At 38.5% G+C, this 26,952-nt stretch carries 23 protein-coding genes; 2 read left to right on the top strand and 21 right to left on the bottom strand.

Annotated features, from left to right (window positions below; translation table 11 throughout):
- The first annotated feature begins 98 nt into the window (after positions 1 to 98).
- A complete protein-coding gene (locus BMY14_RS02125; RefSeq protein WP_091828789.1) occupies positions 99 to 1,049 on the top strand; it encodes a D-2-hydroxyacid dehydrogenase in 951 nt (316 codons plus the stop codon).
- Here BMY14_RS02125 and BMY14_RS02120 read toward each other — a convergent pair.
- From BMY14_RS02120 to BMY14_RS02025, 19 genes are all read right to left on the bottom strand, one after another.
- A complete protein-coding gene (locus tag BMY14_RS02120; RefSeq protein ID WP_091828788.1) occupies positions 1,046 to 1,579 on the bottom strand; it encodes an HD domain-containing protein in 534 nt (177 codons plus the stop codon). The two genes, BMY14_RS02125 and BMY14_RS02120, sit on opposite strands and share 4 nt — an antisense overlap.
- Position 1,580: 1 nt before the next feature.
- Positions 1,581 to 2,765: an ATP phosphoribosyltransferase regulatory subunit gene (hisZ, locus tag BMY14_RS02115; RefSeq protein ID WP_091828787.1), complete on the bottom strand. Its 1,185-nt coding sequence runs from the start codon at positions 2,763 to 2,765 to the stop codon at positions 1,581 to 1,583.
- Between the two features lie 10 nt (positions 2,766 to 2,775).
- Positions 2,776 to 3,075: a YerC/YecD family TrpR-related protein gene (locus BMY14_RS02110; RefSeq protein WP_091828786.1), complete on the bottom strand. Its 300-nt coding sequence runs from the start codon at positions 3,073 to 3,075 to the stop codon at positions 2,776 to 2,778.
- Between the two features lie 184 nt (positions 3,076 to 3,259).
- Complete coding sequence (locus tag BMY14_RS02105; protein ID WP_091828785.1) at positions 3,260 to 4,312, bottom strand: HlyD family secretion protein; 1,053 nt, start codon at positions 4,310 to 4,312, stop codon at positions 3,260 to 3,262.
- Positions 4,313 to 4,502: 190 nt separating this feature from the next.
- Positions 4,503 to 5,390 (bottom strand): 4-hydroxy-tetrahydrodipicolinate synthase, encoded by an 888-nt coding sequence (gene dapA / locus BMY14_RS02100; protein ID WP_091828784.1) that lies wholly within the window; start codon positions 5,388 to 5,390, stop codon positions 4,503 to 4,505.
- A 173-nt stretch (positions 5,391 to 5,563) separates the two neighbouring features.
- Complete coding sequence (locus BMY14_RS02095; protein ID WP_091828783.1) at positions 5,564 to 8,488, bottom strand: insulinase family protein; 2,925 nt, start codon at positions 8,486 to 8,488, stop codon at positions 5,564 to 5,566.
- Between the two features lie 344 nt (positions 8,489 to 8,832).
- On the bottom strand, positions 8,833 to 10,110 hold the full coding sequence (gene purD / locus BMY14_RS02090; RefSeq protein ID WP_091828779.1) for a phosphoribosylamine--glycine ligase: 1,278 nt from the start codon (positions 10,108 to 10,110) through the stop codon (positions 8,833 to 8,835).
- Between the two features lie 68 nt (positions 10,111 to 10,178).
- Complete coding sequence (locus BMY14_RS02085) at positions 10,179 to 10,772, bottom strand: IMP cyclohydrolase (protein ID WP_091828777.1); 594 nt, start codon at positions 10,770 to 10,772, stop codon at positions 10,179 to 10,181.
- 36 nt (positions 10,773 to 10,808) lie between these two features.
- The gene (purN, locus tag BMY14_RS02080; protein WP_091828771.1) at positions 10,809 to 11,420 is read right to left on the bottom strand and encodes a phosphoribosylglycinamide formyltransferase; all 612 of its coding nucleotides are present in this window, start codon (positions 11,418 to 11,420) and stop codon (positions 10,809 to 10,811) included.
- Positions 11,413 to 12,477, bottom strand: a complete 1,065-nt coding sequence (gene purM / locus BMY14_RS02075) for a phosphoribosylformylglycinamidine cyclo-ligase (protein WP_091828770.1) — start codon at positions 12,475 to 12,477, stop codon at positions 11,413 to 11,415. Before purM ends, purN begins: the two co-directional genes overlap by 8 nt.
- Before the next feature lie 89 nt (positions 12,478 to 12,566).
- Positions 12,567 to 14,003: an amidophosphoribosyltransferase gene (gene purF / locus BMY14_RS02070; protein WP_091828769.1), complete on the bottom strand. Its 1,437-nt coding sequence runs from the start codon at positions 14,001 to 14,003 to the stop codon at positions 12,567 to 12,569.
- Complete coding sequence (gene purC / locus BMY14_RS02065) at positions 14,004 to 14,714, bottom strand: phosphoribosylaminoimidazolesuccinocarboxamide synthase (protein ID WP_091828768.1); 711 nt, start codon at positions 14,712 to 14,714, stop codon at positions 14,004 to 14,006. It abuts the gene before it with no gap.
- 62 nt (positions 14,715 to 14,776) lie between these two features.
- On the bottom strand, positions 14,777 to 15,262 hold the full coding sequence (gene purE / locus BMY14_RS02060) for a 5-(carboxyamino)imidazole ribonucleotide mutase (RefSeq protein ID WP_019553377.1): 486 nt from the start codon (positions 15,260 to 15,262) through the stop codon (positions 14,777 to 14,779).
- Positions 15,263 to 15,951: 689 nt separating this feature from the next.
- A complete protein-coding gene (locus BMY14_RS02050) occupies positions 15,952 to 16,971 on the bottom strand; it encodes a protein-glutamate methylesterase/protein-glutamine glutaminase (protein ID WP_177177440.1) in 1,020 nt (339 codons plus the stop codon).
- Positions 16,968 to 17,774: a CheR family methyltransferase gene (locus BMY14_RS02045; RefSeq protein WP_245741222.1), complete on the bottom strand. Its 807-nt coding sequence runs from the start codon at positions 17,772 to 17,774 to the stop codon at positions 16,968 to 16,970. Before BMY14_RS02045 ends, BMY14_RS02050 begins: the two co-directional genes overlap by 4 nt.
- Before the next feature lie 36 nt (positions 17,775 to 17,810).
- Entirely contained in the window at positions 17,811 to 19,496 is a 1,686-nt protein-coding gene (locus BMY14_RS02040) for a methyl-accepting chemotaxis protein (protein ID WP_091828765.1), read from the bottom strand.
- A 17-nt stretch (positions 19,497 to 19,513) separates the two neighbouring features.
- Positions 19,514 to 20,002: a chemotaxis protein CheW gene (locus BMY14_RS02035; RefSeq protein WP_091829240.1), complete on the bottom strand. Its 489-nt coding sequence runs from the start codon at positions 20,000 to 20,002 to the stop codon at positions 19,514 to 19,516.
- Positions 20,003 to 20,030: 28 nt separating this feature from the next.
- Positions 20,031 to 22,049 (bottom strand): chemotaxis protein CheA, encoded by a 2,019-nt coding sequence (locus BMY14_RS02030; protein ID WP_091829238.1) that lies wholly within the window; start codon positions 22,047 to 22,049, stop codon positions 20,031 to 20,033.
- 36 nt (positions 22,050 to 22,085) lie between these two features.
- Positions 22,086 to 22,448, bottom strand: a complete 363-nt coding sequence (locus BMY14_RS02025) for a response regulator (RefSeq protein ID WP_019553384.1) — start codon at positions 22,446 to 22,448, stop codon at positions 22,086 to 22,088.
- A gap of 279 nt (positions 22,449 to 22,727) precedes the next feature.
- Between BMY14_RS02025 and BMY14_RS02020 the strand changes: the two genes are divergently transcribed.
- Entirely contained in the window at positions 22,728 to 23,681 is a 954-nt protein-coding gene (locus BMY14_RS02020) for an aromatic acid exporter family protein (RefSeq protein ID WP_091828764.1), read from the top strand.
- Between the two features lie 141 nt (positions 23,682 to 23,822).
- Here BMY14_RS02020 and BMY14_RS02015 read toward each other — a convergent pair whose 3' ends face one another.
- Positions 23,823 to 25,079, bottom strand: coding sequence for a dicarboxylate/amino acid:cation symporter (locus tag BMY14_RS02015; protein ID WP_091828763.1), 1,257 nt, complete (start codon positions 25,077 to 25,079; stop codon positions 23,823 to 23,825).
- 391 nt (positions 25,080 to 25,470) lie between these two features.
- A complete protein-coding gene (locus tag BMY14_RS02010) occupies positions 25,471 to 26,946 on the bottom strand; it encodes an aldehyde dehydrogenase family protein (RefSeq protein ID WP_091828761.1) in 1,476 nt (491 codons plus the stop codon).
- Between the last annotated feature and the right edge of the window lie 6 nt (positions 26,947 to 26,952).

Below are 26,952 nucleotides of genomic sequence, written 5' to 3'. Positions count from 1 at the left end.
CTAAGACGTAGAATAGATATAAGGTGCTAATTTTAACGTATAGCTAACAAGACTGGCATCTTAGAAAAGCTTTTTGGTAACAAAGGAGAGAATTTTATATGTCATTTAATGTATTAAGCCTGCAACGACTCACTGACGATCAAATTGCCACAATTCATGCTGTTGATAAAGATGTAAATATACGTATCTGCAAAGCCGCTGAAGCAATCCAGTATATAGAAGAAACGGATATCTTACTTGCCTGGGGACTATTCAACCTTACTCCCTTACTCGAAAAAGCCCCACGGTTAAAATGGGTACAAGCACTCAGTTCAGGTGTAGACAATATGCTCAGCCCTGAATTTATGAATACGAATATTCTTTTAACCAATGCCCGCGGTATCCATGGTATCCCGATTGCTGAACATGTCCTGGGTATGATGCTTAATTTTACACGCGGCATAACCATAGCATATGATCAACAAAAAGCAAAACAATGGAAACATATCCGCCAAGTCGATGAAATGTATGAAAAATCCATTGCAATTATTGGACTTGGCAGCATTGGTCGTGAAATTGCCAAACGAGTCAAAAACATGGGCATGAGAGTCCTTGCGACAAAGCAGACACCAACGACAGAATTGTTTGTTGATCATCTCTATACACCCGAAGAATTACCACTCATTTTAGCTGAAGCTGATTTTGTCGTAGTTACTCTACCATTAACACCGGAAACGACAAATTTATTCACCTTAAAAACCTTTCAACAAATGAAAAAGACGGCCTATTTCATCAATGTAGCCCGTGGCGCTATTGTTAACGAACCGGATTTGATTGCCGCCCTCAATAGCGATACCATTAAAGGTGCGGCGCTGGATGTGTTCGTGGAAGAACCACTGCCAGAAAATTCACCGCTTTGGGATATGCCAAATATTTTCATTACACCGCATATTGCTGCACAATCACCTTATTACATTGATCGTGCTTTAAAGATTTTCACCGAAAATTTAAATCGCTTTTTACATCAGGCAGATATGCTCAATATTATTGATAAACAGAAAGGCTATTAATTTAAATCATCAGCTTTTCTAAGCAATAAAAGCTCCGGCGGATCGTTTTCCGTCGGAGCTTTATGATGTTCAGCAACAATTTCTGCCAGTTCAATCAGCCCCAGCGAAAGCAATTGGTCACGACTACGTTCTGCATGATATAAATAGATATAAAAAGCATGGCGAAGATTATCCATTGAACTGCATTTGCCGTAACGCCCCCATTTTTTTACAAAATCAGGAAATATTTTATAAGCTAATACTGCCAAAACTTTATCGATCGTACTCATATCTCCAGAAGTTTTGCCCACATCATGCAGTAAAGCGCAGCGAATCAGCAGGTTTTGATTGACCGCAAAATCTGCCTGTTTAGCCAGTTCGATTGCGGTATAAGCAACTTGCAGGCAGTGGCACTGATCTGACAGACTCATCGCCCAAAACAATTTTTGTTCCGGGCCTGATAACCATTTATCAATAAATTTTTGATCTGCTGGCACAATTTCAGCAGTAACAGCGGCAATAAATTGTTTGATTCTTATGTTATACATCATCTTATACGATATAAACGCATTCTACATAATTTTTATCAATTTGATAAGCTTTCGCTTCTTTTTCGCTCTGCCCAAGCAATGCCAATTCAGCAGTATTACCCTGTTTACGCAATTGATTAACTCGTTCAATTGCCTTTTCAACATTACCTTCTGCATAGGCAACATAAAATTGTTTTTGGCTGTTTTTCTCTGGTAACCCCTGACGATCGATTGCCAGCATAATACGCTCAATGCCTAGTGCAAAACCAGTTGCCGGACACGCATTGCCAAAGTCAGATAACATATGGTCATAGCGGCCGCCGCCACATAAAGGAAAACCTAATCCAGGTGTATATGCTTCGAAAACCATGCCAGTATAATAGGCAAAATCACGAATTACTCCTAAATCAAAATTCACATAAGATTCAACTCCATAAACCTTTAATAAATTATAAATTTCTGTAAGATTATCAAGTGCCCGTTTGCTTTGTTCATTAACAACCATATTATACGCTTGTTTCAACATTTCGGTCTTACCATGTAAAACAGGTATTTTCTTTAAGATATCTTTTGAGTTTTGTGATAAATTTGTTTGATCAATAATGGTCCCCAGACCTACTAAATCTCTTTTTTCCATCATATAACGAATTTCATCTTGTTGTTCGGGACTGAGCTTTACTTGTTCCATAATACCATTGATAAATTCAACCTGCCCTAGACAAATTTGAAAATCTTTTAAACCGGCTTGCCGTAAGCCTTCAATTGCTAAGGCAATGACCTCAGCATCTGCCGTCGCATTTGGTATTCCCATAAGTTCAACGCCAGCTTGATAAAATTCACATTGCCTGCCTGTCTGTGCCTGTTCATAGCGATATACGCTACTGATATAAGAAAGTTTTAAGGGCAGCTTTTCATCTTTTAAACGACTCGCGGCAACTCGTGCAATCGGTGTCGTCATCTCATGCCGCAACGCAAGAGTCCGGTTACTCTTATCAAAAAATTTGAACATATGCGGTTCAACACTACGACCATTGCCAATCGTCAATGTATCAAGATATTCGATTGTCGGAGTAACAATTTCATCATAACCCCATTTATAAAAAGTGCCAGCTAAGGCGGCTTCAATTTCGCGTTTTTTCGCTGCTTCTTTTGGTAAAAGATCTCTTGTTCCGTAAGGTATTTCTAACATAAATTCATTTTTGTGCATGAGTGCGCTCCTATTCCTTTTCTTCCAATTTATCTAAAATCACTTTATAACCATCGGCGCCATAATTCAAACATCGCTTCACACGACTGATTGTAGCCGTACTCGCTCCCGTACGTTCTACAATATCATCATAAGTATGTCCGTGTTTGAGCATACGAGCAACTTCAAGTCGCTGTGCCAAGGCTTTGATTTCACTAACTGTGCAGATGTCTTCAAAGAACTGGTAACATTCTTCAACATTATCAAGCAATAGAACCGCTCTACAAAGCTGATTGTTTAAATCATCTTTTAACTTTGGATTTGCCGTCATAAAAAACACTCCTTACATTATTGAGTTCACTCGATTCTTCAACATTTTCTTTCTTTATCTCTTTACCTTGTGAAACTACTATATTTTTATTATAGCACGCAACAATGAATCTGAACAGTCAAAATTTAAGCGGTCAGACCCATGCAGCAAATATTTTTGTGCACCGGGCTGACCGCTTTCACTTTTACTTTAAGGCAATTTTAACAGTTGCTGCCGTTCCTTGTTTTAGGGTAATATCCAAATCAGCCGGCAAAGAAATTTTCGCTACAATTGACTGATCTTCCGGTTGATCTTCAGTTGCCTCCGCCGAAGCACCACTTGCTTCAGTCGTCGGATCAATAATTTCAAAAATAGTCCCCTGCATTTGCGTCTGACCCTCAATTATATACGTAACAAACTGTCCTAGACGAATCTTATCTTTTTGTTGAGGGTCAATATGCATTTCAACCCACATATTATTCGCATTGCCGATATTGAGAATTGTTTGTCCAGCTTCAACAGCAGTTCCCACCTGCAAATCTGTCAAATAAACCGTTCCATCAACCGGAGCCATAATTTCTGTTGAATCTTTATCCTTTTTGGCTGTTTCCAAGGCAGCCTGCGCTTGGGTCACTTGAAGCTGGGCTGCTTTAACCGCCTCGGGACTGCTCGGTACAACTAAGCTTTGATAAGAAACCGAAGAGGAAGAACCTGTTCCAGCCCCCATAGATCCAAGAGCTGCAACCGCTTCTTGATAAGTAGCTTGCGCCTGTTCATTTTGCACAGCGCTTACGGCACCAATTGCAAAAAGCTGTGCCATCCGGTCTTTCGCCCGTGCCGCACGATCAACTTCCGCCTGTGCGCCTGCTGTGTCAACATGCATCTCGCCACCGCCAGCGTTCACTTGTTCGGATGTTGTCGTACCAGCAAGGACTTGGGTATAATGTTTTTTTGCTGTTTCCAGAGTCTGTTCAAGCTGAGCAATCTGATCATCCGTTATTTTGATTTTTATTTTAGCAAGAACCTGCCCTGCTTTTACTTGTTCTCCATCTTGAACCAGAATTTCTTCAATCGTTCCTGCTGCATTGGTTTTTGTATTGACCAAAGCACTCGTTACACTGGCATCTTTCACGGTCAAATAAGCATTGTTTTTTTGCCATGCCCAGATGCCGACACTACATAAAACAGCTAAAGCCAAAATACCAATAGCTCCAAATTTTATCATATAACTTACTTTTTTACTGATGTCAACTTCCAAAGAAAAGACCTCCTGTTAGATGTAATCTGCATCTAAACGTTTCTACTTCCTAAATAATGACTGCTTCTGCAATAGGTTTAATTATAGAAAATCAAGTTGCTCCTGTCAATCAATTTATTATATAAACCTGCATCCGTACAGAACAAAACGGATACCCGAAAGAGTATCCGTTTTCAAACACACAAAAACTCTATTTTATTAAACCATGATTTTTCAGTGCTGTTTTGAGTATCGCCAAATTGGCTTCTTCCATATCACATAGAGGCATACGCAAAGGTCCTACTTGATAATCCATTAAGCGCAACGCTGTCTTGACTGGAATTGGATTTACTTCAATAAATAAGCCATGTATCAAATCCATGTATTTCGTCTGCAGCGCAGCAGATTCTTCCACTTTTCCATCAAAATACAACTGGCAGATTGCTTGTGTATCTTTTGGTGCAATATTTGACAATACAGATATAACACCTTTGCCGCCAATGGACAAGATTGGTACAATCTGATCATCATTGCCAGAATAGATCGCCAGCGAATCGCCGCAGACTTCCCGAATCTTTAAAATAGCTGATAGGTCGCCGCTTGCTTCTTTGACAGCAACGATACGCGGATGTTTTGCGAGTTCTACATACGTTTGTGCTTGAATGTTAACGCCAGTTCTAGATGGTACATTGTAGAGAATAATTGGTATATTAACATTATCCGCAATATATGTAAAATGTTTAATTAAACCTTTTTGTGTAGCCTTATTATAATATGGTGTAACAATCAATAATGCATCAGCACCAACGCTTTGCGCATATTTTGACAGCTGCAACGCATAAGCCGTATCATTCGAACCCGTTCCGGCAATAACTGCGACTCTGCCATTCACATGATCAACGGTAAATTTAATCGCTTCTTTATGTTCTTCATCGCTCATCGTCGCCGATTCGCCAGTCGTTCCCGTAATAACAATTGCCTGTGTTCCATTGTCGATATTGAAATCAATTAAACGTGCAAGCTCTTTAAAGTTTATACCAGCTTCATTAAATGGTGTTACAATTGCAACCCCTGCACCCTTAAATACGAAATCCTTCAATATGATAACCTCCTTAATTGCATCTAAATTTTATTATTACATGCCCCTTCACGAAAGTCAATTCGGTTTAGTCAATACTCTGTCTCATCGATAAAAATAAAACAAATGTACATGGAACATATACAAACAAAGGGATTAGCCGCCTTCTTTTTCATTTCAGAAAGCGGCGGCCCTCAATCAAAAATAGTTTTTAGCTGACCAAATACTATTTCATTTTCTTTTATTTTGGTTTCACTGCCCAGGACACATAAATTGTTTTGCTGCATACAAGCCTTTACTAAAGTCCCCAAAGCCGCAATAGCTTTTTGGTCGGTTGCTAATATTTCGTCGCGTTCACGCTGCAAATCGAGTTCAGTGACACCATGGATGTAACATTCGGCCGCAAGTTCACCTTTCATTTTGGGTGTAAGCGGCGTATCCAATGTGCTCATCGTTCCAATAATATATTTGAGCATTTCCCGTTCACTGATGGCAAACGACTGCAAGTAATCGACTGTTTCATCAAAAACTGCAATTGTTTCAGTCAGATTCGGATCACGATATGAACCAAACATCATATTGCCATTGCGTCTAAATTGCGTAAAGGCTCCATATGCACCACCCTGAACACGAATACGGTTCCAAAAATAGTCGTAACGCAAAATTGTTTCCATTACACGCATGCTTCCCGTAAATTCATAGCCAAGCTTAATGAAGTTAGCACCCTTACTCACGTATTGTACCTTACTGGAAGTCATAAATCCTTCATTTTTCTTATCGATAGCAAAAGAGTATGTTTGCTGCGGATAGTTTACTATGCTAAGAGCAGATTGTACCTGCTTAAATGTTTGTGTGAATGCCGAATAGTTTTCCTCTTCCAACGTAACACTGACCAGTAAGTTTTGTTTATTGAAAATCATCGGTTGAAGCTCGGCAAATTTTTCTTTCATTTGGCTGTAACGATCCGCAAAATTTTTATCAAAATCTACAATAAAGTCGTAAAATGACAGCATGCCTTTTTCATTATAGGCTGCAGCTGGTGAAAAATAAGACGCCAATCGCCCTGCCACAAGCTGTTGAGCTGCTTTAATCATATACATCTCCATTGTTGCCTTACACTGATCAATTAATTCCCTAACCCGTTTTTCATCGTCAAACGTACTGCTTGTAATCACTTCTGTCAACAGTTCACAAAGTTTTGGTAATTTTGTCACCAGAGATTTCGCTTGCACCTTGAATTTTGGCAATAACGAATCCGGTTTTGCATTTTTGGTATAAGCTGCTATGTCGTAGCTGATTCCCCCAGTATGCAGATTCAACGTATTCGCTAAAGAACCGTAGTCATGTTTTTGCGTTGAGACTTTTCCCAAAAGTTCGGACAACAGAAATGCATACGGCAAGAGGTCTTCCGGAATGGTCGAAACATCGAAATAAAGGTTTAAATAAGCAATCTGATTCGTTGTTACGGCATGAAATAAAATATCCGTTCCATCCTCTACTCTTTTTTCCTGAATCAAAGCTTCCGTTTCTTTTTTGATATCTTTCAACTCTAACAGTGGAATCGTTGCCAATGCTTCCGGTGTATCTGGTGTTTCTTGGCGTTCTTTAAGTTTAGCCGTTAAAGAAATGATTGCCGCCAGTTCAGTATCTGACATTTTTTCTTTTGCCTGCGCCAAGATCTTTGTCAGCTCCACTTCTTTTTCCTCAGCCATCCGCTGGTTTGGTTTCAAAACGACGATTGTTTTATGTGGATTATCCAGCAAACGAGTCTGAATAATATTTTCAAAGTAATGACTTTTTAGGCCATCTTTCATTTTTTGCAAGGCCGCTTCATAATATAAGAACATTGTTGGATCCCCATCATAAAGCCAGCTGTTCATAAGTTTTATATCATAAATCAGACCTGTTGGGAATTGTCCAAAATCTGCTTCACGTAATTTAAATTCCAAAAGATTGATGGACGCTTCCAAAAGTTCGCGATCAATGCCATCTTTAACAAGTTTTTGCAGTGAAGTTTGAATTATCTTTTGAAATTCATCAGCTTTCTTTTCATCGGAACCACTTACAATGATACTAAAAACAGGTTGAAGAAGACTATCTTCAAACGAAGACAATACATCTTTCCCTAATTTTGCATCAATCAATGCTTTTTTAAGTGGTGCTGCCTGTGTTTTAAGTAATGCATGTTCTAATATTTCAAGTGCCAGCATTTCCTCTGCATCGGTTGCTTTTCCTACAATCGCATTCAAACTTAAAAACGTTTTATCCTGCGTTTGTTCTGTCGAGGCAATCGGGTATTCTTTCGTAATTTTTTGTGGTTTTGTAAACAATGTTTGTTCTTCAATCTTCGATGGTATGGCAATACGGTCAAATGAATTCAAATAATTTTGATCCAAAAATGCTAGTTTTTCTAAAATATCCATATCACCATATAAATAAATATAACTATTGGTTGGATGGTAATATTTGTTATGAAAATCAATAAACATTTCCTGTGTCAAATCAGGAATGGCTTCAGGATCGCCGCCAGATTCAAAACCATAGGTCGTATTAGGAAACAGCGATGTCAATATTTCTTTATCCAACAGCGATTCAGCAGAAGACAACGCGCCTTTCATTTCATTATAAACAACGCCACTATAGGTAAGTTCATCTTCTGGTTTTTCGATTTCATAGTGCCAGCCTTCTTGCATAAGAATCTCCGGCTGTGTATACATCGCTGGGAAAAAAACAGCATCAAGATACACATCCATTAAATTCTGAAAATCTTTATCATTGCGACTGGCCACAGGATACATCGTCTTGTCCGGGAAAGTCATGGCATTTAAATACGTATTGAGTGAACCCTTGACAAGTTCAACAAACGGTTCTTTCATTGGGAACTTACGCGAACCACAAAGTGTTGAATGTTCAACAATGTGAGCAACACCGGTATCATCGGTTGGTGGTGTACGGAATGTAATCGAAAAGACTTTATTATCATCTTTATTTTCTAAAAACAAAAGTCTGGCACCGCTTTTTTCATGCTCAAATTGATAAGTGGTCGAAGCTACTTCTTTGATTTTTTTCACAGTAAGCAAGCGGAAACCATGATAGCTTTTATTTATTTCTAATGTCATTTAATCTACTCCTTTTATTAACAAACTATATAAGTTACATTAAATGTTTTATATGGCAATCGTCAGGAATTTGGTATAGGGTTGAGTAGCGTTACGTATGAAGCAAACGATGCCCTATACCAAATTCCTGGCAGCCTAATCGTCTATATGCAATCTCTTTAATGCAACTTAATATATACAGATCAAGAAACCTTAGTATATATAGTTTTTTAGTATAATTTATCTAAATCTTTAATTTCCATTATAACACATCTACAGCCGCTTATCCTATCTAGAAAAAAGGAGAATTGCTACAAAAAAACACGACAAAGAAAAAATCTCTTTGTCGTGAAAAATCTTAGTATTTATTTTAGACGATTTAAGGCCCGATAAGCAATATCGGTGCGATAGTGTTTATTGGCAAAATCAATTTTACTTACTCCCAAATAAGCTTTAGCAACAGCATCTTTGATGTCAGGTGCTGTTGCCACAACGCCAAGTACACGTCCGCCGTTGGTCACAATCTGCTTATTTGCTGCGGCAGTGCCGGCATGGAAAACAAACGCGCCCGATGCTTGCGCTGCAGCGAGACCAGAAATTGCATCATTTTTTTTGTAAGATTTCGGATAGCCCCCAGCTGCCATAACAATACAAACCGCTTTTTCAGCAGACCACTCTACTTTAGTCGCTTTCAATCTGCCTTCAATACAAGCCAGCATAACATCTACGAGATCACTTTTGAGCAAGGGCAGTACGACTTGTGTTTCAGGATCACCAAAGCGGGCATTAAATTCAATTACTTTCGGCCCCGCAGTTGTAATCATGATCCCGGCATACAAACAACCTACATATTTTCGGCCTTCCGCTTTCATAGCGGCAATTGTTGGTTCCAGAACTTCTTTTTGCACCTTTTCTAAAATAGCAGCCGTTACGACTGGCGCTGGTGCATAAGCTCCCATACCGCCCGTATTAGGTCCCTCATCATTATCATAAGCTCGTTTATGATCTTGAGAAGACACCATTGGTACAATGGTATCCCCATCGGTAAAAGCAAGTAAAGAGGCTTCTTCCCCTATCAAACATTCTTCAATAACAACACGGCTTCCCGCCTGTCCAAACGCTTGATCACACATAATTTCATCGACAGCCGCCAAAGCTTCTTCTAACGAAACAGCAACGATAACGCCTTTACCGGCAGCCAAACCATCGGCTTTGATGACAATCGGTGCACCTTCTTTTTGTATATAAGCCCGCGCTTTTTCAACATCCGTGAACACTTCATATTTCGCTGTCGGAATACCATATTTCTTCATCAAATTCTTCGAAAAAGATTTTGATCCTTCAATTTCAGCCGCTGCCTGATTTGGACCAAAAGCCTTAATTCCAGCTGCCACAAAAGCATCAACAGCCCCATTTATAAGCGGTACTTCCGGCCCAACAACAACCAAATCAATCTTTTGTTTTTTGGCAAAGCCTACCAAGCTAACATTATCCATAATATCGATCGTATCGATACATTCCGCCAACTCCATCATTCCCGGATTACCTGGAATTGCATAAATTTTATCTACTTGTTTACTTTGCGAAAGTTTCCAAACCAATGTATGTTCGCGACCACCGCCGCCAATCACTAAAATATGCACAAATACACTTCCTTATCGAAAAAGGCGCACCTGATATAAGTGCGCCTCTATTTTTTTGCTAAAAGTTATCAGCCTTGAAGCTGTTTTGCCAGATATGCCTGAATACACTCATCATACTTCGCCGTATGATTAAATGCCTCCTGGGAAAGCTGCATTCTAAGCTTGTCAGTTGTTCCGCCATTTTGAGCAATATCAACAGCAATTTCATTGTAACGGTCCGGGTTTACGACAACCGTAACAAATTTGAAATTTTTTGCTGCAGCACGAATCATCGCCGGACCGCCAATATCAATATTTTCCACAGCTTCAGCTAGACTTACATTTGGTTTCGCAATCGTCTGACGAAATGGATATAGATTTACAACAACCATATCAATACCAGTAATTTTATGTTCATGCATCGCTTTGACATGTTCTTCATTATCACGAACAGCCAAAATACCACCATGAATATAAGGGTTCAACGTTTTGACCCTGCCATCCATAATTTCCGGAAAACCTGTAACATCACTTACATACATCACGGGAATACCAGCTTCTTTAATTGCCTTCATCGTACCACCAGTTGAAATAATTTCCACACCAGCTTCATTGAGCTTTCTAGCAAAATCGACAATACCTGTTTTATCGGAAACGCTAAGCAGCGCACGTTTTATCTTCATAATAAAACCACCTTCTACATTTTTTAGTAAGAGACATTAAGACTGAATAATGACCTGACGACCATTTACGATGAGCTTCCCATCAATATATAAGGCAATCGCCCGCGGATATAAACTATGTTCTTTTTCCAAAACCCTTGCCGCCAGGGTATCTTCCGTATCGCCGGGCAGCACTGGTACACTTTCCTGCAAAATAATCGGACCACTATCCATGCCCTCATCAACAAAATGAATGGTACAGCCAGAAACTTTAACACCATAGGCAAGTACGTCACGGTGGGCATGTGCTCCACCAAATGCTGGCAGAAGTGATGGATGTATATTTAAAATACGATCTTTAAATGACTGCACGAAATAAGGACTTAAAAGCCGCATAAAACCTGCCAAAACAACTAAATTCACACCGTATTCCCGTAAAGCAGCAACCAGCTTTTGTTCGAAGTCTTCTTTAGAAGTGCACTTTGTACGATCAATACAAACCGCCTGAATATTCGCTTCCCGCGCTCGGTCTAAGGCTTTTGCTTCTGGTTTATCGGTAATGACAACACCAATTTTCGCTTTGATTTGACCTGTTGCAATCGCATTCATAATCGATTGTAAATTCGTACCACGACCGGATGCCAAAACTCCCAGCACTGACTCAGTCATTAAATACGCCGCCTTTAATCGTTACTTCCTGTTTTCCTGTCGTAACTTGCCCAATAACAAAACATTCTTCATTTTGTGCTTTTAGATGAGCCTGTATTTTAGGAACTTCTTCAGCATCAACAACAAGCACCATACCAATTCCCATGTTGAAGGTACGATACATTTCTCGCCACTCTACATTGCCCCACTGTTGTAAAAGTTTGAAAATAGTCGGACTTTGCCAAGCTGCAGCATCGATTTCAACACCACACGTTTCTGGCAATACGCGCGGAATATTATCATAGAAACCACCACCAGTAATATGAACCATTCCATTTATTTTAAAATTCTCAATAAGTGGCAAACAAACTTTTGGATAGAGTCTGGTCGGACGTAAAAGTTCTTCGCCAATTGTCGAATTTAAAGCTTCGATATGTTCATCACCTTTAAAGCCTTTTACATCAAAGCAGATCTTGCGAACCAATGAATATCCATTCGAATGAATACCGCTTGAAGGCAGCCCCAGCAAGACATTTCCTGCTTTAATATTTTCACCAGTGATTATTTTTGACTTATCGACAATTCCCACGGCAAAACCAGCAATATCATATTCACCGACTGGATAGAAACCTGACATTTCTGCTGTTTCCCCACCAATTAATGCACAGCCGGATTCTTTACAAGCTCCTGCTACACCTTTGACAACAGCTGCCACTTGCTCAGGGTCAAGCTTACCAACCGCCAGATAATCGAGAAAATACAAAGGTTCTGCACCTTGTACTAAAATATCATTGACACACATCGCCACGGCATCTTGTCCAATCGTATCATGCTTATCAAGCATAAAGGCCAAGCGAAGTTTTGTCCCAACACCATCGGTCCCAGAAACCAAAACCGGTTCTTTATATTTCAGGATATTCAGTGCGAATAAACCACCAAAACCACCTAAATCACCTAAAACTTCCGGACGATAGGTCGCTTTCACACTCTCTTTAATTAAAGAAACCGAATAATTTCCTGCATCAATATCAACACCAGCATCACGATATGTGAGTTTTGTTTGTTTGTCTTCAGCCATGATTTCCTCCAAATTTTGCATTTTTTTGTTTTCCCACTGTAAGAATCACATTATCCATAACAGGAACTGTTATGGATAATGGGCAAATCCTATTTATCTTTTTTGCGCTGTTCAAATACATATTTATCCGAATCTGCTGTATGTTCCTGCTTCAGATCAACAGGATAAGAACTATTGAAGCAAGCATAACACATGTCATCACAATTGAGCTTGGGCACGCATTGTTTTAAACCTTCAATGGATAAAAAGTGTAAAGAATCCGCGCCAATAAATTCACGAATTTCTTCCACCGATTTCGTAGCTGCAATCAGTTCCTTGCGGATTGATGTATCAATACCATAGTAACAAGGATAGCCGATAGGCGGAGAACTGATGCACATATGGATTTCCTTCGCACCAGCATTTCTCAACATTTTAACAATTTTACCACTCGTTGTACCACGGACAATTGAATCATCCACCATAATGATGGATTTTCCTTCAACAACGGATCGAATCGCATTCAGTTTAAGTCGAACGGCTGTATCGCGTTTTTGCTGTGTCGGTTGAATAAATGTGCGACCAATATAACGATTTTTAATAAGGCCTTCTGTAAATTGGATACCTGATTCATAAGCAAACCCCGTAGCAGCTGTTGTACCAGAATCTGGAACTGAAATTACAATATCACCTTTAAAACCACTTTCACGAGCCAAAACCCTGCCCATCATAAAGCGAGCATCATGTACACTTTGTCCGTCAATAACACTGTCGGGACGAGCAAAATATATATACTCAAAAATACAAGAAGCACGTTTTTGTTTTTCCGCAAACTGATAAGAACGAAGTCCATTATCATCGATAACGATCATTTCACCAGGCTCTACATCGCGCACAAATTCAGCGCCAACAACATCTAAAGCACACGATTCAGAAGAAATAACCCACGTATCTCCCATTTTACCGATACATAAAGGTCTAAAGCCTTGTGGATCACGCACCCCAATCAGCTTATCTTCCGTCATAATTGTCAAGCAGTAAGCTCCTTCAATCTGACCGAGACTATCAATTATTTTTTCCTCGACAGCAGCTTTACGTGATCTGGCAATCAAATTCACAAAAACTTCCGTGTCAATGGACGTCTGAAAAATTGTACCTTCTTCTTCCAGACGCTTTCTAATTGCTGTGGCATTCGTCAAATTTCCATTATGTGCCAAACTAATTTTACCGCCAGAATAATTTACAATGAGCGGCTGCGTATTTGCAAGCAGACTGGAACCAGTAGTCGAATATCTTACATGGCCAATTGCGATATACTGATTATCCATGTGAGGCAATTGATGCCTGAACACTTCATTGACGAGACCCATACCACGCGTTACGTCCATCCAAGCTCCGTCTGTAATCGCAATACCAGCACTTTCCTGTCCACGATGCTGCAACGCATAAAGGCCAAGATACGTCATCATCGCAACGTCTTCTTCACGTGAATATATGCCGAAGACACCACATTCTTCCTTCCATTTGTTTGCATCTATATCGATCATTTATCTAACTTCTCCCGTCAACCTGTGCAAAATTTCTTTATAGGCATCTTCCACGTTACCAAGGTCACGACGGAATCTGTCTTTATCAAGTTTTTCATGTGTTTCACTATCCCAGAAGCGGCAGTTATCCGGCGAAATTTCATCACCTAAGATTACTTCGCCTTTATGACGACCAAATTCAAGTTTAAAATCAATCAATTCGATTTTTTTCGTTGCCAGGTATTTTACAAGGATTTCATTAACTTTTAAGCCAGCTGCTTCAATAACATCAATTTCTGCCTGCGAAGCAATCCCCATCGCTTTAATATGGAAATGATTAATCATTGGATCATTCAGTTCATCACTTTTATAATAAAGTTCCACAATCGGTTGTGACATTTTCGTCCCTTCTTCAAGACCTAAACGAGTTGCCAAACTGCCAGCTGCTACATTACGAATAACAACTTCAACTGGAATAATGTCAAGATTTTTTACCAACATTTCACGGTCACCAGGCATACTGATATAATGATTTTTAATGCCTTCTTTTGTCAATAAATTAAAGAAAAATGCTGATATTTTATTATTCATGATACCTTTTTCCAGAATGGTTCCTTTTTTAGCACCATTGCCAGCGGTTGCATCATCTTTATAATATACTAATAATTCATCAGGGTTTTCTGTTGCATACATTAATTTTGCTTTACCTTCATATAACACTTTTTTTTCCATTTTTGAATAAGCCTCCATTTTATTGAATAATTTTTTCAAACTTAAATTAAACTATACTTTACTTATAATTGAGCAGCGACGTTAGCCGCTTTTTTCTCTACATCTTCTACCATTTTTTCACGGAATGCAATAAGTTTTTTCTGTATTTCAGGATCACTCACTGCAAAAATCTGTGCCGCAAAAATCGCTGCATTTTTTGCTCCATTGATAGCCATCGTTGCGACAGGAATGCCTGATGGCATTTGGACTGTACTAAGCAATGCATCCATTCCATTTAAAGGTGTTGCATTAATTGGCACGCCAATAACAGGTAAAATTGTGTAACTAGCAATAACACCGCCTAAATGTGCTGCTGCACCTGCCGCTGAAATAAACGCGCCAACACCACGTTCCGGTGCTGAAGTAACCAAATCTTGCACTTTCTTTGGTGTGCGATGCGCTGAAGCAACAACAACCTCTGTTTCGATGCCAAACTGTTTCAACAGTTCAGCTGCCGGTTTTAAAATCGGCCAGTCAGAATCGCTTCCCATAACTATGGCCACTTTCATAAATGAATCCTCCCCCTGAAATCTGGATAATCTTTCTTCGTAAAGATATACTGTACGAAATAAAGATCATGCTCTACTGATTTAATTATGCTATATATTTCAAAACCTCACATTGCCTACAGCATATGAGATTTGAAATTACAGGAAACTACTAAAAAGCAACAACGAAACAGCCATAAATTTTCTTCATGGCTTCTTTGTTTCATACAAACCGTAAACAATCTGTTTTTGTTTAAAAACACGCAAAACCCAGCCAATACTGCTTTGCAGCATTGGCTGGGTTTTATTATAGATCTGCAAACACATACAAAGGAATGAACCTATTATGATCCGTACAGATGAAAGTATTCTTATTCACAACAAAAACCTCATTACCAGGCAGACTTATACCGTGGCAAATCCTGCCTCTGCCCCATACTCGATTTTTTAAACTAGAAATCAACATTTCCAGATAAATTGAAGTATATGTTGGACCACAAGATAAAACATTGTAAAGCTTGGAAAATGGCAGGAAAAAACCTCGCTCAATCCATTTAGAAAGAACATGATTTTTTGTCGTACTCAAACATTTTAAATTTGCAAAAATATCAGTCTTACGCAAATCCATTAATCCTGCAACACCCATCACTTTTATTTACTGTTTTATTATACGTCATAAAAATCAGTAATGCAATAATGGATATCGTATTTTATATAAGGGAACAAATTTTCTTACCGATTTGATCAAGCGGCAGCTGTGTTTCCACTGCACCAATATTAAAAGCCACTTTCGGCATTCCATATACAACCGATGTTTTTTCATCTTGTCCAATTGTATGAGCTCCCGCCTTGCGCATGGACAAAAGCCCCTTGGCGCCATCGAATCCCATTCCGGTCATAATGATTCCAATCACACTATCACCAAACTTGGCCACCGAATTAAAAAGTACATCTACCGAAGGACAATGTCCATTCACTTTTTCGCCAAAGGAACATTCTATTTTATAAATTGATCCTATCTTTTTAACTTTCATTTGCTGGTCACCTGGAGCAATTAATACATCACCGGGAAGAATTCGATCCCCCGTAGCTGCTTCCTTCACATGGAATTTCGTAACTAAATCCAAGCGTTTGGCAAACATATCCGAAAAGATCGGTGGTATATGTTGTACAACCACAATACCAGGCAGCGGCGGCTCTAAAGACAGTAATAGATTCGTCAAAGCCACCGTACCACCAGTGGAAGCCCCTATCGCAATAAGCTGCGTTTCCAAGCGTATCGCATGATCGTTATTTACCGCATGATGTGCAATCGGACTCATAGCTTGTATTTTAGCTGCTACTGCCGTTTTAACTTTAAAAATTAAATCGTCCAAAAATTCTCGGCGCGCCACTGCGGATTGTTCATCCGGTTTTTTGACGAAATCAATTGCGCCCAGACTGATTGCCTCAAACACACAATTATTAGCCGCACTAATCACAATAGTCGGAATTGGATATTGCGGCATTAACTTACGTAAAAATTCAATGCCATTCATTTTTGGCATTTCAATATCCAAGGTCATGACATCTGGATGATATTTCAGGATTTTGTCCCTAGCCTCAAAAGGATCAGCAGCTGTTGCTACAATTTCAATTTGAGCATCCGCCGCTAAACCTCGTGCTAACATCTCACGAAAAAACAACGAATCATCAACAACCAAAACTTTGATTTTAGACAAAGAAATCATCCCTTTCTATAGACAGACGGCATAACATACGAAAACAATGCAGCATTGCGATCAATCACCTCTGAATGACCAATAAACAGATATCCTCCCGGCTCCAAATACTCATAAAACTTCTCCACTAACCGTCTACGCGTCTTATCATCAAAATAAATCATTACATTCCGACAAAAAATCGTATGAAATTTTTTCTTAAAAGGAAAAATCTCATCCATTAAATTAAATTGGCGGAAAATCACCTGTGCCTGTAATTCATTTTTTATTTTATAATGATTCTCTTCAAATTCATTGAAATATATAGTTTGCCATTTCCTTGGCAAGTTCATGACCTCTTCCTTTGAATAAATGCCTTTTTGGGCAAATCTGAGAGCTTGCAGGGAGATATCTGTTGCCAATAATTTAGTATCCCATAGCTGATTTTTCACAGAAAAAAAATCAGCTATGAGCATTGCCAGAGTATAAGCTTCCTCTCCGGTTGAACAGACTGCACACCACACTCTTAAATCATGATTATGAATCGTTTGGTACAAAAAAGGTAATACCTGCTGTGAAAAAAAATCAAAGTGACTTGGCTCCCGCATAAAAAAAGTATGATTTGTCGTAATCGCATTGACCAATTCTACATTGGCAGCCCCAGATATATCCGCTAGCAGATATTCATAATATTCCCGCAGTGTCAAAAAGCCATGCTCACTTATAATTTTCTGCAATCGACCATGAACTAAATTCCTTTTTTCCAGCCCTAGATTCACACCAAATTTTTTTTTAATATAGGCAGCTAACTCAATAAATTCAGCATCCGTCATAGAAAGCATAAGCCTCACCTGCCATTATCTCAGAATCTAATATTTACCAAATTCATCATCACTTAAAGCAATCTGACTCGGAATTTTTTTACTATGTTTGCCTTTTGTTATTCTTGGCGGTTGCGTAACATCATCTTTATTTGAATAAAAATTTTGTTTCGCCTGTGTATTCACCCGCAATTTAAATTGGCTGACGGTTTCTTTCAAAAGTTCAGCCTGTGCATTAAGCTGTTCACTGGCTGATGCACTTTCCTCAGCGGTCGAGGAATTGGACTGTACGACTTCAGAAACTTGGATTACGCCTTGATTGATTTGCTCGAGGGCAATACTCTGCTCATTTGAGGCACTCGCAATTTTCTCTACTAATTCGGCTACTTCTGTTACAATCTGGACAATTTGTGTTAAAGCTTCTGCCGTTTGATTGGCAATTTTTGTTCCTTCATTCACCTTACCAATCGAGCCTTCAATCATATCTGTTGTTTCCTTCGCTGCTTTGGCTGAACGAGCTGCCAAATTACGAACTTCTTCTGCCACTACCGCAAAGCCCTTGCCATGCTGCCCGGCCCGCGCAGCTTCCACGGCTGCATTCAGTGCTAGAATATTTGTTTGAAAGGCAATTTCATCAATGACTTTAATAATCTTGGAAATGCCTGTTGAGGAAGCATTAATTTCAGTCATGGCCCGCAGCATATCATGCATATATGCATTACCAGTCCCTGCATTTGTTTTAGCTGTATTAGTCAGTGAGTTTGCTTTATCTGCATTATTGGCATTTAATTTTGTTTGTGCAGAAATTTCTTCCAATGAAGAAGATAATTCTTCGACAGAACTTGCTTGTTCTGTTGCTCCCTGGGATAACGAAATACTCGCTTCCGAAACATTTTTTGAACCCGCTGCTACCTGTTCCGATGCAGCATTTATATTTTCCATTGCTGTATTTACATTGTTTGACATTTTGTCAAAAGCCTGCGCCAGATGCCCTAATTCATCACGACTGTCAATCGGTATTTGGACATCCAAGTCACCACTCGCAATTTTTTCTGCAGCTTCCATTAGTGCATGAATGGCCTTACGAATATAACTGGCAATAAAATTTCCTAATAGCAAAGATAGTATAATGACGACAATTGCTACCGCCAGCATTGTATAGATCATAACATAAGCTTGCTCTGTGAGCGTATCGGATTGCTTCATTCCAGTACTTTCCATTACCTTGAATAGATCCATTAATTGATTGTTCAGATCTTCCGATAGTTGTCTTGCTCCGGCCTGACGAAACGTCATCAAGGCTTCCTCATTTTTATTTTGCAGTGCCAAATCAATACTGCCCTGCCTAAGGGTTCGGTATTTATCTAATGTATCTTTAAATTGTCGAAGTTCTTCTTTCGTCTGATCCGTTTGTGATTTCGACACTAACAAATTATATACATCATTAATTTTAGTATCAATATCTTTTAATTTGGCGATGTTTTGCATATTCGTATTATAGTCTTTTTCAATCACAATACTATAGTAAGTCACTCTAGAATCATTGAAAAACATTCCCATTTCACCAATATAGCCCGTTGCCAGACCATTATTAGAATAGAGATCACTATAGCGGCTATCAATTTTATAAATATTATAGACAACCATAACGCTGAGAATTGTTACGATAAAAGATAGAATTAAAAAAGCTCCTGTTACTTTTTTCCCTACGTTCATATCTTTAAACCATTTCACGTTAATCCCTCCAATTTTTATAAATCAACAATTGCCGCTTCATCTTGGTCCGTCAAAAGCTTATCACAATCAAGCAATAAATTGACTTCGTTGCCGGTCTTACCAATGCCTTTAATATATTTATTCTGTGCTGCTCTAATTTCCGGTGGTGGTACGATGTTTTCTTCACCGATTCGCAGCACTTCGGCTACCCCGTCCACAATCAATCCCAGAGCAATCTCATGTGCTTCAATAACAATAACACAGGTCCGATCATTGTATGCTAAAAATTCTTTTTTGAACCGTAAACGTACATCCATAACCGGAATGATCTTCCCCCTTAAATTTATGATTCCCTTAACATATACTGGAACTTCCGGAATTTCCGTAATCGGCTGAATACCAATAATCTCAGTAACTAAACGGATATCGATTCCATAAATTTCTTTGCCAATAAAAAAAGTCAAATATTTATCTTTTTGTGTATCTTCATCAAGTTCCATTACCTCTTCAGCCACTACACTCATCTCCTTTTTCGCTATTGGCCTATGCATGCTAAACACGGTTTACAATTCCTACTGCGTCAAGAATCAAACTGATATTTCCATCGCCAAGCAAGGTGCACCCTGTTACGCCCTGCGTTTTACTGATATTTTTGATGTAAGCCGGAATCGGCTTCACAACAATTTGCTGCTGCCCGATTAATTGATCGGCAAAAAGGCCGATTGTCGTTTTTTCGGTCTCAATCATGATCATAATTCCATCATTAAAGTCAGTTACAGCACCAACGATATTGTATAGCTGGTGCAGCCGCATGATAGAATAACACTTTCCCCGTACCATAATCATTTCATTGCCATTTGGATCGACAAGAATATTATCCAGCGATGGTTTAAAAGATTCACGAATCGACATAATTGGAATCGTATAGCGTGACTGCCCTACTTTTATGGTCATACCAGTAATAATTGCCAGAGTCAACGGGATTTTCAAAGTAATCATACTGCCTTTTCCCGGTTCACTATTCACAATAATATTACCACCAACGGCATTGATATTTTTCATAACAACATCCATACCGACGCCTCGACCAGAAAATTCTGTCACTTTTTCATTTGTGGAAAGCCCTGGAGAAAAAATAAAAGAATAAATTTCTTTATCCGTAAAATCACTTTCATTTTTATAAAGCAGCTGATTTTCTTTCGCTTTTTTTAAAATTTTTTCTTTATTTAGCCCTTGTCCATCATCAACAATATTAATAATAACTTCATTGCCGGCATTCTTAGCTTCAAGGGTAATTTTTCCGACGGGGTTTTTACCTGCTTTCTTCCGATCTTCTGGTAATTCAATTCCATGATCAAGCGAATTTCGAATCAAATGCATCAAAGGGTCTGAAATATGTTCGATTACATTTTTATCCACTTCTGTTTCTTCGCCAACTAAAACCAGTTCGGCTTGTTTATTAAGCTTCTTCGACATATCACGAACAATTCGGTTCATTTTCTGGAACGTTCCACTAAGCGGTACCATCCGAATTGACATGACTCCATCTTGCAGCTCCGTACTGATTTTTTTAAGCTGCCGTGCCGCTTTATAAAAATTATCCAAATCCAAACCTTGCAAATCCGGATTTTCCGTAACCATCGCTTCCGAAATAACGAGCTCACCAACCAGATCCATTAAAATATCCAGTTTCGTGACATTGACACTGATCATACTGGGATGATTTATTTCTCGCTCTTCTCCTTTGGCTATGATTTGTTCTGGCAAAGCTTTTTTTGGCAGCATTTCTTTTTTCGGCCAATAGCTGCATTCTGTAACATCCGTTAATTGCTCAAGCTCGAGCTCTTTCAAAAATATAGTTCGATTCAACAAAACACTAATTTCATCATATTCCTTACTAGTGGTAAAGCATATGTTAAACCCATTTTTACGAATTATATTGGCACTTTCATCATCTTCTAAAATATTATCCGGCAGATAATGCAGTTCGCCAACAATACCTTTTACATTATTAATCAAAGTATACGCTCGAATATTTTCCATTTCACAATGATCTTTATACGTAATCTTAGCTTGAAAAACATTCACCGGTTCATCTAAATCAATATAGGAACTGAGCTTTTGAGTTGATGCCTGAATTGGTTTTGGTTTGACTGGCAAGGTTATTTTTGCTGGTTGTTCTCCATTTATTTGTTTTAACTGCAGCAAAAACGCACTGGTTGACTCAATCAAATCCGCAGCAATTGCATCTGTTTTTTCACCAGCTTCCATTTTATCAATTTCCGTCTTAATAAAATCAGCAGCATTTAAAACAAGATCGGTCAATATAGAACAATCCAGTTTTTCCGGTTTTTTTTCGCGTACATAAAAAAATATATCTTCAACGGCATGGGCCAGCGCGGTCACTTCCAAGGCTTCCATCATAGCTGAAGACCCTTTTATGGTATGCATGATACGAAAAATATCATTGATTTCTTCTCCGCTGAAAGCACCATTTTTTTCACTTTGAATCGTAATTTGCTCCAATTGTTCTAAATTCTGATTCGTTTCAAAAATGAACATTTCCAACATAGAATCCACAGCATCATCAAGTCCCTTCGTATTCAATTATGATTCAATGATTTTACTCAATACTTCAATTAAATTTTCCTCCTTAATCGGCTTAACTAAAAAATAAACTGCTCCATTTAGTACCGCTTCTTTGACGAAATTTTCATGTCCCATCGCTGAAACCATTACGATGACAGCATTCGGATCAAATTTTTTAATTTCCTTCAATGTTTCTATACCATTCATCCCTGGCATTGTAATATCCATTGTCACAAAATCAGGTTGAAGTTCTTTATACTGCAAGATTGCCGTTGAACCATCTGGGGCTTCACCGACGACTTCATAACCATTTTTCTCTAACATGTTTTTCATTGCGAATCGAACAAAAGCTGCATCGTCCACTATCAATACTTTTTTCATAGGCTTCCCTCCAAACATTTCAATCCATACAAGATTCACGATCATTCGGAAAATACATTCATACTATTACACGACCATACTTTCATCATGTACTTGTGTAATTTGACAAATCTAGACGAACTCCTTTGGAAAAAGATTTCCAAATGAATTTGATTTTAAAAATCCAGCAAGTTACCATCAACACAATGCATCTACAGCTGTTTTCAAGAATAGAACACAAAGTTGATTTGTTATAGATTTATGTTAAAATAAATTATCATATGCGAATGGAGGTAGTTTATGAATTTCATTGGCTATCGTACCCTAAAAACTGTCGTTGGCGTAGTCATTTCGATTTATTTTGCTCAGACGCTGAATTTGTCTTATGCTACAGCAGCTGGAATCATTACCATTCTTTGCCTGCAAAGTACCCGAAGACAATCATGGCAATTTGCCTCGAAAATGATTGCTGCATTTTTTTTAGCATTGCTGCTAGCAGTAATCTCATTTTTCTTGTTTGGTTTTGCTCCATGGGTCTTTGGGTTTTTCTTGTTGTTTTTTATTCCCCTGTCAGCGAAGCTGCATATTCAGGAAGGGATCGTTGTTAGTTCTGTCCTTATTACACATATACTGATAGAAAACAACATTAGTATTGCTTTTATATTGAATCAATTATCCTTAATGGGAATTGGGATATCCATTGCACTATTTTTAAATTTATACATGCCAAGTTTTGAAAATGAAATTCGCAAAGAAAATATCTATATTGATCAACTGCTGCGTAAAATATTATTAGGCATGGCTGATTCATTACGTAATCGTTTCGTTTCGATCAAAGAAGAAGAATTATTTCAGCAGTTGAAAGCTGAAATAAAAAAAGGACAAGTCCTAACCAATAAAAATGTCGACAATCATTTTTCTTCTACGACCAATGTCTATGTACAATATATGAATATCCGCCAGCAACAGGCAGCTTGTTTATTTAAAATGCGCAAACATTTTATCCGATTATCCGTAACTTATAAACAAACCATTTTGATTGCCGCCTTTACAACGCAAGTTGCTGAATCCATCCAAGTACATAAATCAGCTGAAAAAGAGTTTGAAAAACTCACAAAGCTTCGCAGCAGCTTCACCGAAATGGATTTGCCGAAAGATCGGCAAGAATTCGAAAATCGCAGCATTTTATACCAGTTTTTAAATGATATGGAAGAATTTTTAATTCTCGAACGAATCTTAAAATCCGATTCATAACACATAACAAAAAAAGCACGCTAAAAATCCATGATTGGATTTCCAGCGTGTTTTTTTGTTCTATAAAAAATTTTCTGCATTAAATATTTTATATGGCAAACTAATAAGCTAGCTGTAATTTTTTAATGTAACTTATATATATTAACTATTGAAATTCTTTTGATAAGCTTCGTTAAAACTTTCTTTGGTCAAATCTTTTTCCCAATGAGCAACTACAACCGTTGCTACACAGTTTCCAAAGACATTACAAAATGTACGAATCATATCTAAGATTCTATCTACACCAAGAACAATTGCTACTCCATCCGCTGGCAGACCAAATGCGGTTGCTGTAGCTGCCACAACGATGAACCCAGCTCCCGGAACACCAGCAATACCTTTCGTCGATAGCATCAGCGTCAGCATCATGAGCAGCTGTTCACCTAAGGAAAGTTCAATTCCATAAATCTGCGCAATAAAAATAACCGTTAAAGAACTATATAATGTCGACCCATCTAAATTAAAAGAATATCCAGTCGGCATAACAAAAGTTACAATATTTTTTGGCACACCCAGTTGTTCTAATCGCTGCATCGCAATCGGCAAGGCGGCTTCACTGCTTGCAGTCGAAAAAGCCAGTAATAAGGCTTCTTTTACGCCTGTAACTACATGCAGGAAATTTATACCTGTAATCAACGATGCACAAGTAAGTAAAATAGCTAAAAAGATAATAGCAGCCCCAACAAGTGATAGAATTAATTTTCCGAGTGGAATCAGCATCGCAACACCAAAGCTGCCTACTGTATAAGAAATCATTGCAAAAATACCGATAGGCGCTAATTTCATAACATAATGCGTTACTTTAAACATGGTTTCGGCAATACTGCGGCACATATTGACAATAGTTTCACCATCTTTACCAATATGAGCAACACCCACACCAAAAAAACAAGTAAAGAAAATTATTTGTAACATATCATTGCGTGCACAGGCATCAACAATATTCGTTGGAATAATATGTAAAAGGTATTCACCCATATCAATTGTTTTTTTGGCAGTTGCAGCTGCTTGCGCACTAGCATCTGCTGGAATCGGCATATCAACACCTATACCCGGCTGAACAAAATTTACTACAATCAAACCGACAGCAAGGGCAACGGTAGTCGCTGCTTCAAACCAAATAATGGCTTTACCACCTAAACGCCCCAGCTTTTTAAAATCTCCTGTTCCGGCAATCCCGATAACCAATGTACTGAAAATCAAAGGCACAACAATCATTTTGATCATACGTACAAAAGCATCACCCAATGGTTTCATTTTGGCACCTATTTCAGGAAAGAAATAACCAAAGAGGGCACCAATAACTAAGCCCAAAAGAATCTGTGTACTCAGACCCATTTTTTTCTTACTTTGTCCCATACTAAAAAATCCCCCTAACGACGTTTAAGTATTTTATGAATACTCAATACGAACTATACAAAGAAAAGCTATATTTATATCATCAGACGTCTTTCTTTGCTTTAAGCACAAAGAACATTGTATTATAGTCTTAATAAAAATACAATATACGCTTTTAATTTATACTGTATACATTGTACCGTATCCAAATAAAATAGTATAGATAAATTTTGGTTTATTCTGTCTATTTATATTCCATAACTTGCTTAAATGATCGATCCGATAATTTTCATTAAAATTATTTAATTCAAATCATATAAATCAACTAAAAAAAATATCGCAGCAGGTGATAGTCTGACTAGATCACCCGCTACGATATTTTATACTAACGCTATTTGTTTCGCCGCTAAACTTAATATAAGCCTAATGGTGCTTCACTTAAACTAATAAAAATATTTTTAGTCTGCGAATAGTTCTTCAAAATCATTTTATGTGTTTCTCGGCCAATACCAGATTTCTTGTAGCCGCCAAATGGAGCATGAGCTGGCAAATTATTATAGTTATTAACCCACATACGCCCAGTTTCCACGCCTTGTGCCACACGAAAAGCCCGATTGATATCTTTAGTCCAAACACCACCACCTAGACCAAAATCACTATCATTCGCCAGAGCAATGACTTCTTCTTCTGTATGGAATTTCAAGAAACATACAACTGGTCCAAAAATTTCTTCCTGTGCGACACGCATTGAATTCGTCACATCAGCCAAAATAGTCGGCTGCATAAATGCACCTTTTTCTAGTCCAGCTCCAATAGCTCTGGCACCACCAGTCAAAATTCGAGCACCTTCTTTTTGGGCAATTTCAACATAACCAAGAATTTTATCTAATTGTTTCTGATTAACCTGGCTGCCCATCATCGTATCTTTTTCCCAAGGCAAACCAACTTTTACTGCCTCAAATTTTATTTTGACAGCTTCCATAAATTTATCATAGACCGTATCCTGAACATATACGCGTGATCCCGCACAGCAAACCTGCCCTTGATTAAACAAAATCCCCATACATACACCTTCGACTGCTTTGTCCCATGGCATATCATCAAAGAATATATTCGCCGATTTTCCACCAAGCTCCAAAGTAGCCGGAATTAATTTTTTCGCTGCTGCATCGGCCACATCATACCCCACTTCGGTTGATCCAGTAAATGCCAATTTTCTAATATCAGGATGCTGTAAAATATAATTACCTGCGGTTGAACCTTTACCGGTAATCACATTAATAACACCTGGTGGCAGAACTTGCTGCATTAATTTCGCCAATTCTAAAACACTTAAAGAAGTTTCACTCGAAGGCTTGATAACTAAACAATCACCTGCGGCAAGTGCCGGTGCTAACTTCCAGACTGCCATTACAAGCGGGAAATTCCAAGGGACAATCTGTCCGACGACACCAATAGGTTCATCCAAAATAATACTCAGCGTATCTTTATCGATTAAAGTTGCTGCGCCTTCTTCCGTTCGAATTGCGCTGGCAAAATAACGAAAATGATCACTTGCTAAAGGAACATCAATATTGCGTGTTTCACGAATCGGCTTCCCGTTATCCATTGTTTCAATCATCGCTAAACGGTCTGCATTTTCATCTACTAAATCGGCAATTTTCAACAAAAATGCTGCTCTTTCCGCTGGACTTGTCTTTTTCCAGCTGGAAAATGCTTTCCAGGCCGCTTTAACTGCTTTATCAACATCCTGTTTAGATGCTAAAGCACAGCTGGCTAATACTTCTCCAGTAGCTGGACAAACTGCCTCAAAAGTTTTCCCCCCCTCGGCTTCAACCCATTCGCCACCAATTAAAAGTTTATAAACTCTATCCAATGATTTTTCCATAGAAAT

The organism is Propionispira arboris, from assembly GCF_900109225.1.
Taxonomy (GTDB): domain Bacteria; phylum Bacillota; class Negativicutes; order Selenomonadales; family Selenomonadaceae; genus Propionispira; species Propionispira arboris.
The sequence above is the reverse complement of the archived record's forward strand: the minus strand, read 5'-3'. Positions and strand labels throughout refer to the sequence as shown.